Origin of the sequence: Pedobacter sp. SG908, assembly GCF_011759615.1 — a bacterium.
Taxonomy (GTDB): domain Bacteria; phylum Bacteroidota; class Bacteroidia; order Sphingobacteriales; family Sphingobacteriaceae; genus Pedobacter; species Pedobacter riviphilus.
Genome location: NZ_JAAOYY010000003.1, coordinates 162,914 through 176,453, shown reverse-complemented (window position 1 = coordinate 176,453; position 13,540 = coordinate 162,914). Strand labels below are relative to the sequence as shown.

Below are 13,540 nucleotides of genomic sequence, written 5' to 3'. Positions count from 1 at the left end.
TAGTGCAAGCCTGAGATGTGTGAAAAGTGAATATGGTAGGTTGAGCTAAGCATAGAAAAAATCATCAGAATAATTTGGAGGGTGTATTTAAAATATTAATTTCCATCCGATATTAAAAAGATGGTTGATTAAGCTTAAGGAAATGTCCATAAAAAATAATAACGATTATAATTGAATAACCACAATATTTTAAACCATGATAAAGACTCTCTCGCCTACTTTAAAACCAAACATCTCTTATCATTTAATACTAGCATTATTTTTTATCATAGTGATAAACGGTACTCTTAATGCTCAAGATAAGAAAGAAGAGTACACCCGCAATTTTAGTATACATTCTCCCACGGCTTTTGCGTTTAGCAAAATTGATAATATCCCGATGAATAATTTTACGGGTATGGCAAGTATTAATCTGCCTTTGTATGAGAAGAAAATGTCTGTTTTGAATTTTAATATGGCGCTTACTTATACAGGAGGTGGTGGGATAAAAGCAGGTTCAGGTAGTTCGACAGTGGGTAAGGGGTGGTTACTTCATACAGGCGGCGCTATTATTAGGCATACAAGGGGTGTTCCGGATGATTATCAATCTAATACACCATATAATGGATCAGCAGACACGCGATTTAATGGTTTATTATATAATACTGTAAGTTATAAGCCTGATGGAGTTACAAGAATACCCCTAAATGACCCAGTATCTAATCAGGCTTTAGGATATGGAGATTCGGAACATGATGTGTTTGAGTTTAATATTCCAGGAAAATCAGGCAAATTTTATATTGGCAAAGACAAGCAGGTAATTATAGTAACAGATAGTAAAGTGAAAATTATCCCTGATTTTACCAGTAGTGTATTGCCAGAATTTAAATTGGGTTCGTTCCTAATCATCGATGAAGCAGGTATTAAGTATTCTTTTAACCAGACTGAGGTAACGAGCCCTAATGCTTCAAATATTGATTGGGAGGCTCAAAATAAGCAATATCCAACATCGTGGCTACTCACTAAAATTGAAGCCCCTTTTGGCGAAGAAAGTATAACCTATGAATATATACGACGAGGGGGACTTGTTGCTGGCGCACCGGTAAATAGCGTATACGTAAGAAGATCTGATATACCAGTAGATGATTACCCAAGTGTTGGTGGAGTGGGAGTATTAGGGGCAAATATTAAGCGTATTGTTTTTTCAGATCAGAGCAAAATCAATTTTAAATATTTCTTGGATGATAGCGATCCTTATCCAGCCAATATTCCCCTGTTGAAATCAATTGAAATCCTTAATCCTGAGCAAACAATAGTTAAGTCATATAATATGACATATAAGATTTGGAGAGGTAATAAAGCTTATTATACCAATACAGTGCGCGAAACAAAAAATGATAACATATTTTCTGCAAATGGAAATAATTACTTAAATCATATTGATCTTGTTGGGAGTAACCATCGCCAGACCATGTATGCTTTTGATTATTTTTTAGATCAAAACTTAAATGAGGAATCTGTACCGAATGGGTATGATTTTTGGGGCTATTATAATGGTAAAAATAATGCCCATCCTTATCTGGTAGCAACCGCATTCGGGCCAGCAGCAGATAGAAATCCAGATTTAAATTATGCAAAATTGGGTTCCATAAAAAAAATTATCTATCCAACCGGTGGATCTGAAGAATTTGAATATGAGCTAAATGATAAACAAGGTACAAACAATAAAATTATTGTAGCTGGATTGCGCATAAAGAAACGTATACTGCACGATGGAATAAATGCACAAAACGATATGATAAAAGAATACCGGTATGTGGAAACAGATGGGTTATCTTCAGGTTTTTTAGGTGAACAACCAGAATTTACTTTTATCCAAAATACTTATTATGATGATGGAGGGTGGCCTTCTAATCCCCATGTATATTATACCACTACAACTTCTTATGCTTATCCAGTTAATCCCTTATCCAGCATTGATGGAAGTTTTGCCGGCTACCGTAGGGTAGAGGAACTGCTTCAGAACGGCGATAAAAGTAATGGTAAAATTGTTTATGAATATTCCGATTTGAGCTATACAACGCTGTGGACTCCGCAGGATTACCATCCTTATCGTCCTGTTGATAGACCCTATTGGGCTATTGGACTGCCTTTAAAAACAACTTATTTTTCTTCGTTAGGTGCCATTGTGAAGCAAACTATAAACGAATACAATATATTTCAACAGCAAAAGATTGATGATAATTATAGATCGTTATACATATCGTCGATTGGAGAGGTACATGTTTGGTTACCAAATGGAAGTCCTGACCCAAATTTACTTAGGTACATTTATAAATTTAAAAACTACTATCCAATTATAGGAAGAGTGGAATTAAAGACAACTCATGAGTATAATTACCCATCTATTGCAGGCTCAACTACTCCTCAATTACAGTCGACATATAATACATATGATGCAAATTATTTTTTTCTTAGAACATCCTCGCAACCAAATTCCAATGGTGATATGGTAAAAAAGTATTTTTATTATCCTTTTGACTATAATCTTGGGGCTTCCTCATTTACAGCTAAATTGACCGACAATAATATAATTAATAAGCCCATACTAACTGAAACATGGTTAAATAAAGCTTCTAGTGATTATTTAACACAAGCAGACTTAATAGAATATCAAACACTAAATAATGGTACCATTAGACCTTTAAAAGCCTATACAGCCCGTCTTGCACTACCCTTATTGGGAACGGCAGGTACTATGTTTTCCAATTCTGTTTTATTGCCTTCCAATTATAACTTTAAACCGGTTTTAACCTTTAATACTTATGATAACAAGAGTAGGCTAGTTGAATTTGAAAATCAGGGAGGTATAAGGACAGCTATTATTTTAGATAAATCAGGGAATGTTTTAGCAAAGGCAGATAATGCATCTTTTAGCTCTATTGCCTATACCGGATTTGAAACCGAAGATCTAGGTAATTGGAATTATGGATCAAGTGGCATTTCATCCTCATCAAGTAAATCAGGCTCAAAAAGTTATAACGGATCTACTATAAGTAAAGATAATTTATTATTAGGAAATTACAATGTGAGTTTATGGGCAAAAGGAAATGGTACCATAACCGTAAATAACATAGGTATACCTATCAATAACAGTTGGAACTTATACAAATGGAATCTAAATGATATTAGTTCGGTAAGTATTAATACCAATAATAATTTAATTGATCAGGTAGCACTCAGTCCGCAAAATGCGCAAATGACAGTTGCCAATTATAACAAGACGAATGATATAGAAAATACCGTAGATGTTAAGGGGAACACCAGCTATTTTGAATATGACGAGTTCGCCCGTCTTATAAATATTAAAGATCAGGATAGGAATGGTGTAAAAAATTATGCTTATCAATTTAAACCTCCTTTTTTAAGCATTTCACAGTCTGGTAGTTTTACAAATACTTGTCCCCCTATTCCTGGAGATGCTCCTTACACACCTGGTCCCCCTGTAACTTATACCATTCCTGCTGGTAAGTATAGCTCTATAATCTCTCAGGAAGATGCCGATGCACAAGCTTGGAGTGATGTGCATGGAGGTAATGGGCAAACTTATGCCAATGCAAATGGTACATGTAATAAGGTATATTATAATACTGATTTTAATAAGTGGTTTACAAGGAATAATTGCCCGGCAAATACAACTACATACGCAGTAAATTACCGGGTTCCGGCTAAAACAGTCAGTTCGATTATCTCTCAGGAAGATGCTGATGCCCAAGCTCAAGCATATGCTGACGCTAACGGACAGGCATATGCCAATGCTAATGGTCTTTGTGCCCCTAACGTAACGGTCACGTTCAGCAATTCGACCTCGGATAGTTTCGGGGTGAGTTTTTCAAGAAGCGACGGATACAATAAGTCCTTTCAATGCAACCCTGGCTCTTCCTCATTAGTATTACCTGGAGGGATTTATAGTGTCTATATCAGTGTCATAAATGCACCTAATTCACGTAGAATGTACGTAGGTAGTAGAAGTGCTATTGAAGGGACTTATGCAAGTTTTACCAATGTCAATATCAGTAGTGGAACAGGTAGTCAATATGAAAATACCATTGGAATGTATTAAATTATAGTCTATTAATCTGAACTTCGTGCCAGATAAAAAATAAGGTAGATGTAGAAGGGTTAGGTAGAGGCGTATAGCGATAAGCTGTACGCCTTTTTTTATGGGTTTTTGTAATAATTCAAATGGTCAATCGTTTGCGTATTTTTTAAAGATACGAGTGTTTGCTGAATGCATTATTTTAGCTGCATTAATCAGTACAAACCCATTATCAGGAAACCATAATGAAACGTAAACTCTTGCTTTTCGCCCTGAGCTTATTTGCTTTTTGCACAGCCTTTGCCCAAAAAGCGGTAAAAAAAGCTAATCGGCCCAAACCTAATATCGTTTATATCCTGGCTGATGATATGGGTTATGGCGAACTGGGTTGTTATGGGCAGGAGAAAATTGAAACGCCTAATCTGGATGCTTTGGCCAAACGCGGTATGCGCTTTACCCAGCACTATGCCTATCCGGTATGTGCGCCCTCACGTTATATTTTAATGACGGGGCAAAATTCCGGAAAAGCCTTTATACGTGGGAACCACGAGTGGGGCGAACGCGGACCTGTGTGGGATTTTAAGGCCATGGAAGAAAACCCTTACCTGGAAGGGCAGTATCCAATACCCGATTCGACAGTTACCTTAGCCGAAGTGTTAAAAAGTGCAGGTTATACTACGGGTATGGTAGGCAAGTGGGGCTTAGGCGCACCCTTTACTGCTGGTTTCCCAACGCAACAAGGCTTTGATTATTTTTATGGCTATATCTGCCAGCGGCAAGATCATACCTATTATAGTGGTCACCTGTGGGAAAACGAAAACAGGGTTCCTTTAGATAATAAAATTCAGGCGCCAACAGCTACTTTTCCTAAAGATTTGGACAGCCAGGATGAGAAAAATTACGAGAAATATGCACAGAAAGATTATGGCCCAGATTTTTTGATCAAGGCAGCATTAAAATTTATTGATAAAAATGCAACCAAGCCATTTTTCCTGTATTATCCAACGCCATTACCGCATGTTTCCTTGCAGGCACCGAAAGACCTGGTCGCTTATTACCATCAGAAATTTGGTGATGAAAAACCCTTTCTGGGCGATGGATCTTATTTTCCTTGCCGTTACCCGCGCGCTACTTATGCAGCTATGATTACCTTGCTTGATAGGCAGGTGGGCGAATTGATTAAGGAGCTAAAGGCAAAAGGGGTATATGACAATACCATCATCCTGTTTTCGGCCGATAATGGTGTAGCTTTTAATGCCGGGGTTGATCCTGTCTTTTTCAACAGTGCAGGACCGTTTAAAGGCAGTTATGGCTGGGGTAAAGGTTTTGTTCACGAAGGCGGTATCCGCGAACCTTTTATTGTTTCGTGGCCCGGAAAAGTGAAGCCCGGTAGTACCAGTAATCTGATTGCTTCCACCATGGATATGATGCCCACCTTTTGCGATCTGCTTGGTTTAAATACGCCCAGAGAGGTTGATGGCATCAGCATTTTGCCTACTTTGCTTGGGCAACCGCAGAAAAATACGCATCCTTATTTGTATTTCGAATACCCTGAGTATGGTGGCCAGCAGGCTATCCGTTTGGGCAACTGGAAAGGAGTACGCCTCAATATGCTTAAAGGCAATGCCAAGTGGGCTTTGTACAATCTGGAGAGCGACATTAAAGAAGAAAACGACCTGGCTGAAAAGCATCCGGATATTGTCGAAAAAATGATTAAAATCAGTAAGCAGGAGCACCGCACCCCAGCTTTATCCAACTTTTTAATTCCGGTTTTAGAGCAGGAAATGAAATAAATTATCGTATTGTGTTGAGAATTTTTTCAACAGGCAAAAACCTTACCTGACATGGTGTTATGTAGCGATTTTGCGGGTAAAGCAATGGCGCGGCATAGGGTTAAATAGCCCTGTTTAGTCAGATGAATACTAATTAACAGCTTCATTTTAAACTAAATACTTATATTTGCAGGCTCGATAAAGAAAATTTGGCCTATGAAGTATCTGCTGTTATTAAGTTTTTGTTTCCTGTTTTTACAAGGTAAAGCACAAGATTCTGATTCATCAAACGAACCAGATAGCATCAAAAAAACAGTTCTCGCCACTTATTATCACAGAAAATTTGAAGGCCGCCGAACCACCAGCGGCGCCAAATACCAGGCAAAAAAACTAACAGCTGCCCATCGTACCCTGCCATTCGGCACCATGGTTACAGTAACCAATCCAGATAACGGAAAATCAGTAGTGGTAAAGGTAAATGACCGTGGTCCTTTTTCTAAAAGACTGGCCATAGATCTGTCTGAACGTGCTGCAAAACAGATCGGTATCTTTCGCAAAGGCATTGCCAAAGTGAAACTCAGTTACACGGTTGAGTAATGCTCCTATTAGCGCTATTTAGTGCCGATTATAGCCCTCAAATTTAAGTTATTAACACTCATTTTGGTTTGCTAAACCCTTGAAAAGAAACGATTAGCTTTTTTTTCGCTTGAAAATGATATTTGACTGATCGTTTTTCCCCATCAATTGGGTAGGGTGTTAACAACTTTGGTTCACAAAAAAGGGCCACCGTATATATATTTGTTATAACAAAGTTCTTTAACTTCTTGCGCTTGAAAACAAATATAAAAGCTTAGTTTTTAGTAATTTATATGTACATCATCCTGATTGCAATTTTAAATTTTCCTAACTAAAAACTCAGTTGTTTGTCAGGCAATAGGGTTAGCACTTTCACAACAGCGTTTTGATAAAAGACATTACAATCATCATATAAAATTGATGGATGCGTGCCTTTGTCGGCTCTGTTAAAAAAATAGAATTAAAAATATCAGCGTATGGAACAGGAATTATTACTACAAGAAAACAAAGATAGATTTGTGCTTTTGCCGATTAAATACCCGGCAATTTGGGAAATGTATAAAAAGACCGAAGCTAGTTTTTGGACAGCAGAAGAGATTGATCTTTCTGACGATCAGAAACACTGGGACAATTTAAATGATGGCGAAAGACATTTTATTTCGCACATCCTTGCTTTCTTTTCTGCTAGTGATGGTATCGTGAACGAGAATCTTGCCGTAAACTTCATGAGCGAAGTTCAATTGCCAGAAGCACGTTGTTTTTATGGTTTCCAGATTATGATGGAAAACATTCATGCCGAAACCTACGCCCTGTTAATCGATACTTATATTAAAGATCCTGAAGAAAAAGACCGTTTGTTCCATGCTATCGATACCGTACCGGCGGTAAAAAGGAAAGCAGAATGGGCTTTACGTTGGATTGAAAACGGAACTTTTGCCGAGCGTTTAGTGGCATTTGCTGCCGTTGAAGGTATTTTCTTCAGCGGAAGTTTCTGCTCTATCTTTTGGTTAAAGAAACGTGGCTTGATGCCTGGATTAACTTTCAGTAATGAGTTAATCTCGAGAGATGAAGGTTCTCACTGTGAATTTGCCTGCTTGTTGTACAGCATGTTGAGCAATAAACTAAGCGAAGAACAGGTTCATTCGATCATCAGCGATGCGGTAGAAATTGAAAAAGAATTTATTACTGATGCCTTGCCAGTTGCACTGATTGGTATGAATGCAAAATTAATGAGTCAATATATCGAGTTTGTAGCCGATAGATGGTTACAGGAGTTAGGTTACAAAAAAATCTACAATGCAACCAATCCATTCGATTTTATGGAAATGATTTCGTTGCAGGGTAAAACCAACTTCTTCGAGAAACGTGTGGGCGATTATCAGAAAAGTGGTGTATTAACCGCTGCTGATAATAACAAACAGGCGTTTTCTTTAGATGAAGACTTTTAAGGTAGAAGGTTAAAAGACGGGAAACAAAAGGTTTTGATCTCGCTACTTGATACCTGCTGCTCGATACTAATAAATAAATAACAAAAAATACAAAGTGATCATTAAGTGTTGATGCTTGATACTCGCTACTAAATATTAACTTAAAATCTCATAAAATATGTTCGTACTAAAAAGAGATGGCCGCAAAGAAGCGGTGCAATTTGACAAAATCACAGCTCGTATTCAAAAGTTGTGCTATGGTTTAAATTCAGATCTGGTAGATCCAATCGATGTAGCCAAAAAGGTTATCGAAGGTTTATATGATGGTGTAACCACGTCGGAGTTGGATAACCTTGCCGCAGAAACTGCAGCATCGTTAACAACGAAGCACCCCGATTATGCTTTGCTGGCATCACGTATAGCGGTTTCGAACTTGCATAAAAATACTACTAAATCATTCTCGGGTACGATGAAAATGTTGTACGAATATTTCGACCCGAAAGCGCAGAAGGAGGCTCCTCTTATTGCTGATGATGTTTATGAGATCATAGAAAAAAACAAGGATATTTTAGATAGTTCTATTATTTACGACCGCGATTTCGGCTTCGATTATTTTGGTTTTAAAACTTTAGAAAAATCTTACCTTTTAAAAGTTAACGGTCAGATTGTAGAGCGCCCTCAACATTTGTTTATGCGTGTTTCTGTTGGTATCCACAAAGAAGATATCGAGAGCGCCATTAAAACCTATAACTTAATGAGCGAGCGTTGGTTTACACACGCTACGCCAACTTTGTTTAACGCAGCCACACCAAAACCTCAAATGTCATCATGTTTCTTGTTAACCATGCAAGATGATAGCATCGAGGGTATTTACGATACTTTAAAACAAACGGCTAAAATTTCGCAAAGTGCTGGTGGTATTGGTCTAAGCATCCACAATATCCGCGCAACAGGATCGTACATTGGTGGAACAAATGGTACAAGTAACGGTATCATCCCAATGTTACGCGTATTTAATGATACTGCGCGTTATGTAGATCAGGGTGGGGGTAAACGTAAAGGTGCTTTTGCCATCTATTTAGAGCCTTGGCATGCAGATGTTTTCGAATTCTTAGATCTTCGTAAAAACCATGGTAAAGAAGAAATGCGTGCACGTGATTTGTTTTATGCCCTTTGGATTAATGATTTATTTATGCAACGTGTTAAAGATAATGGCGATTGGACCTTATTCTGCCCGCACGAAGCACCAGGTTTAGCAGATTGTTTCGGAAAAGAATTCGAAGAACTTTACACAAAATACGAAACAGAAGGCCGTGGCCGTAAAACCATTAAAGCACAAGAACTTTGGTTTGCCATTTTAGATTCGCAAATCGAAACCGGTACACCTTACATGTTGTTTAAAGATGCAGCGAACAGCAAATCTAACCAACAGAATTTAGGTACCATTAAAAGTTCTAACCTATGTACCGAAATTATAGAGTATACCTCTAAAGATGAAGTTGCGGTTTGTAACTTAGCATCGTTGGCATTGCCTCGTTTCGTAATCAACGGACAATTTGATCACCAAAAATTATACGATGTAACCTATCAGGCTACTTTAAACCTGAACAAAATCATCGATCATAACTATTACCCTGTTCAGGAAGCTGAAAACTCTAACATGCGCCATCGTCCCGTTGGTTTAGGAGTGCAAGGTTTGGCTGATGCCTTTATCTTATTGCGTTTACCTTTCGAAAGTGATGAGGCTAAACGTTTAAATAAAGACATTTTCGAGACGATTTATTTCGCTTCGATGACAGCTTCGCATGATTTAGCTGTGAAACATGGTCCTTACCAAACCTTTAAAGGTTCTCCTTTATCAAAAGGTAAATTCCAGTTCGATTTATGGAATGTTACGCCAGATAGCGGCCGTTGGGACTGGGATGCATTACGTAAAAAAGTAGTTAAAGATGGTGTGTACAACTCATTACTCGTTGCACCAATGCCAACTGCATCTACTTCTCAGATTTTAGGTAATAACGAATGTTTCGAGCCATATACTTCTAACATTTACACCCGCCGTGTACTAAGTGGAGAGTTTGTAGTGGTAAACAAACACTTATTAAAAGATTTGGTTGCATTAGGTTTATGGAACAACGATATGAAAAACCAGATCATATTGGCTAATGGTTCAATTCAGGCTATTGATACCATTCCAGATTATATTAAAGAATTGTACAAAACCGTTTGGGAGATCAAGATGCGTAATATCATCGATATGGCTGCCGATCGTGGTGCCTATATCTGCCAGTCGCAATCGTTAAACTTATTCGTAAACGCACCAAATACATCAAAATTAACTTCAATGCACTTCTATGCATGGGAAAAAGGTTTAAAAACCGGTATGTATTATCTGCGTACACAAGCAGCTTCTCAGGCCGTTAAATTTACGGTAGAGAACCAGGGCGGTAAAGCAATTGAAGCCGTTATCCCAGCTGAAATTCCACAAGATCAGGTTGCAGAAGAAATCGTTGACGGACCAGTTTGTTCGATGGAAGAAGGCTGTATCAGCTGCTCGGGTTAACCCCTAAATCCCCTAAAGGGGACTTTTAAGAATCTAATAATATCGTAAGGTTTTGGGCAAACGCTCAAAACCTTATTTTTTGTCGCTACTTTTGTATTAGTTCAGTAGTTCATCAGCCATTGGTTCGTTAGTTTCTAAAGCGCCAAACACGAATGAACTAATGACCATTGAACAAATGAACGGAATTTTAAAACATAGCAAACACGAAATCATTCCCTGCGAAAGATGCGGAACTGCTATAGAGTGCAAGGCAAATTCATATACCAAATGCCAATGTAGTGTGGTGCAGCTTAGCATTAACGAAGTGCAGTACATTTCAGAACTCTACGATGGTTGCTTATGTGCCAAATGCCTTTTCGAATTACAGCAGGAATATAGAGAAGAAATAGGCGTGTAACTCTCCTCAACTCCCACGGTCTGTGGCCCACAAACCGGATCTTATTAACATTTTGTAAATTCTGATCATCAAAACATCATCAATCATGTTGTTTGAAAAGCAGGTTCCTATACCTTTCGGTTGGCTCCGGTCCCACTTTTCCTTCTACCGATTGGAAAGAATCGGCATTCGTGCAATCGGGTTTAGTTAACCTGGGTTCTGCTCTTTCTGGAAACGCTTCACTCTTGCTCATCTTTATTCTTTTGCAATCCGAACTGACAAAACGGTGTATCCCTTTTTGGTCAATTGTATAGATCTAAAAAAGGACATATTTTTTCGATTAATTGTAATTTATACATTTAAAATTCTCCAAGGTATTTCGTAAAACCTAAATGGTTAGTTTTTGGCGTTTATAAGCGTTCAGTTGGGGGATTCTTCAAAATGTCATCTGCAGGTGGTATTCTTGCGATAATTGATCCTGAGTCATCTTTTAGGCCTTAAAATCAACAAAAAATAATTTAAAAATAAGTGTTAAAAACAGTAACAAAGCACACCGTTTGATATCTATATCGTGCTTGATAAATGGTTTATCGAGTTAAAAAACAGAAAAATACAAAACATTATGGAAGCGCTCATTTCTAATTATTGGTGGGTTTTAGTGGCACTGTTGTGCGTGGTTTTATACAAATATATTTTACGTTTCTTATTCGGGATGGTGATTGTACCCGAAGATAGAATTGGGTTGATTACCAAAAAATTCGTGCTCTTTGGCTCCGACCGGGAGCTGCCCGATGGACGGATTATCGCCATAAAAGGCGAAGCTGGTTTCCAGGGAAAAACACTGGCGCCAGGGTTGTATTTCGGGATGTGGTTCTGGCAGTACAGTGTAACCATGGAGCAGTTTACCATTATTCCGGAAGGTAAAATCGGGCTGATTATGGCGAAAGATGGGGCGGAGATCCCAACGGGGAATATCCTCGGACAAAAGGTGGAGTCTGATAACTTTCAGGATGCCGTGAAATTCCTCGAAAATGGCGGTCAGAGAGGCCGGCAAACCTCTTATATTACCTCAGGTTCCTATCGTATCAATACCATGCTGTTTCAGGTATCGGTTACCGATATGATCCGCATTCAGGAAAGTATGGTGGGCATTGTAACCACATTGGACGGTTTACCAATCGAAGCCAACCAGATTGCGGGTAAACTGGTAGAAGGACATAACAACTTTCAGGATTTTGATGCTTTTATCAAAATGGGTGGAAACCGCGGTTTGCAGCCGCAGGTAATTTTGGCCGGTTCTTATAACCTCAATCCCTGGGCCATTCAGTTAGAAGAAATTCCCATGACCGAAATTGCCATTGGTTATGTAGGGGTGGTGATTTCATTCATTGGTAAAGAAGGAGATGATTTAACTGGTGTTGATTTTAAACATGGAAATATTGTGGCCAAAGGATCGAAAGGTGTTTGGCTGGAACCACTTGGCCCGGGTAAATACCCAATTAATAAATACATTATGAAGGTAGAACTGGTGCCTACAACCAATTTGGTATTGAACTGGGCATCAGCGCGCAGCGAAGCACATAATCTGGATAAAAACCTATCCACCATTACTGTGCGTTCGAGAGATGGTTTCCCGTTTAATTTAGATGTGGCGCAGATTATCCACGTGCCTACTACCGAAGCACCTAAAGTAATTGCCCGTTTTGGTAATATGGTGAATCTGGTTTCGCAGGTTTTAGAACCTACAATCGGTAACTATTTCCGTAACTCGGCACAGGGAAGTGATGTGATTGCTTTCTTGAGTACCCGTAAAGAGCGTCAGGAATCGGCAAAAGAGCATATCCGTAAAGTGCTTGACGAATATAACGTAAATGCTGTTGATACGCTAATTGGTGATATTGTTCCACCAGAATCGTTAATGAAAACTTTAACCGACCGTAAAATTGCGGAAGAGCAAAAGGTTACTTACGAAACTCAAAAACAGGCCCAAGAAACACGTCAGGGTATGGAGAAAGAAACTGCGATTGCAGATATGCAAAAAGATATTGTGAAAGCACAACAAAGTGTAGAGATTGCTGAACGTACTGCAAGTGCAACGGTAAAAAAATCGGAAGGTGATGCCGCTGGTGTAAAATTAGCAGTGGGAGCAGAGGCCGAGGCTACTAAAATGAGGGCCCATGCAGAGGCAGAAGCTACCAAAGCAAGAGCACAGGCCGATTCTGAAGCGATTAAACTCCGCGCATCTGCAGAAGCAGAGCAGATTTCGCTAACTGGTAGTGCCGAAGCAGGTAAAATTTTAGCGGTGGGTAAATCAACTGCCGAAGCTTACGAACTTGCTGTGAAAGCTTTGGGCGGCGAAAACTTTACCCGTTACAAAATTACCGAAGAGTTATCAAAAGGTAATGTGAAACTGATCCCTGATGTGCTGATTGGTGGCAATGGTGGTAATCATGGCGGCTCTGCCATGGATGGCCTACTTGGACTGAAATTGATGGAGTTAATGGATCCAGAAAAACGCAAAGAAGTAGTAGCCGTTGCAGAAATTGTAGAAACAAAAGCAAAACCTAAAAAGGATAATATCAACCCTTAATCTGGTTTTGAATTAGAATGGAAAGCCTCGATAAGTATCGGGGCTTTTTGTTTTACCTTAAATAGGAGCACAACTTTTTCCACCTAAACGGGATAGGAATGGCAGCCTCCGATTTTTCATCGGAGCTATAATGGATAGCCCGGCTAACAATAATAGGA

Annotated in this window: 8 protein-coding genes; 7 read left to right on the top strand and 1 reads right to left on the bottom strand. The window is 38.9% G+C overall.

All coding sequences use genetic code 11. From position 1 onward, the window contains the following. Positions 1 to 196: 196 nt before the first annotated feature. The 6 genes from FHT21_RS21440 to FHT21_RS21415 all read left to right on the top strand — a co-directional run bounded on the left by FHT21_RS21440 (position 197) and on the right by FHT21_RS21415 (position 10,813). On the top strand, positions 197 to 4,102 hold the full coding sequence (locus tag FHT21_RS21440) for a DUF5977 domain-containing protein (protein WP_167296785.1): 3,906 nt from the start codon (positions 197 to 199) through the stop codon (positions 4,100 to 4,102). A 221-nt stretch (positions 4,103 to 4,323) separates the two neighbouring features. Next, positions 4,324 to 5,871 (top strand): arylsulfatase, encoded by a 1,548-nt coding sequence (locus FHT21_RS21435; RefSeq protein WP_167296784.1) that lies wholly within the window; start codon positions 4,324 to 4,326, stop codon positions 5,869 to 5,871. A gap of 195 nt (positions 5,872 to 6,066) precedes the next feature. Beyond that, positions 6,067 to 6,447, top strand: coding sequence for a septal ring lytic transglycosylase RlpA family protein (locus tag FHT21_RS21430; protein ID WP_167296783.1), 381 nt, complete (start codon positions 6,067 to 6,069; stop codon positions 6,445 to 6,447). A 455-nt stretch (positions 6,448 to 6,902) separates the two neighbouring features. Next, positions 6,903 to 7,874 (top strand): ribonucleoside-diphosphate reductase small subunit, encoded by a 972-nt coding sequence (locus FHT21_RS21425; RefSeq protein WP_167296782.1) that lies wholly within the window; start codon positions 6,903 to 6,905, stop codon positions 7,872 to 7,874. 157 nt (positions 7,875 to 8,031) lie between these two features. Then, positions 8,032 to 10,416 (top strand): ribonucleoside-diphosphate reductase subunit alpha, encoded by a 2,385-nt coding sequence (locus FHT21_RS21420; RefSeq protein WP_167296781.1) that lies wholly within the window; start codon positions 8,032 to 8,034, stop codon positions 10,414 to 10,416. 160 nt (positions 10,417 to 10,576) lie between these two features. Beyond that, positions 10,577 to 10,813: a cysteine-rich CWC family protein gene (locus FHT21_RS21415; protein ID WP_223833398.1), complete on the top strand. Its 237-nt coding sequence runs from the start codon at positions 10,577 to 10,579 to the stop codon at positions 10,811 to 10,813. Between the two features lie 79 nt (positions 10,814 to 10,892). Here the strand turns inward: FHT21_RS21415 and FHT21_RS21410 are convergent, their stop codons facing one another. Continuing rightward, positions 10,893 to 11,045: a hypothetical protein gene (locus FHT21_RS21410; protein WP_167296780.1), complete on the bottom strand. Its 153-nt coding sequence runs from the start codon at positions 11,043 to 11,045 to the stop codon at positions 10,893 to 10,895. A 369-nt stretch (positions 11,046 to 11,414) separates the two neighbouring features. Between FHT21_RS21410 and FHT21_RS21405 the strand changes: the two genes are divergently transcribed. Next, entirely contained in the window at positions 11,415 to 13,382 is a 1,968-nt protein-coding gene (locus FHT21_RS21405; protein ID WP_167296779.1) for an SPFH domain-containing protein, read from the top strand. Positions 13,383 to 13,540: the final 158 nt, after the last annotated feature.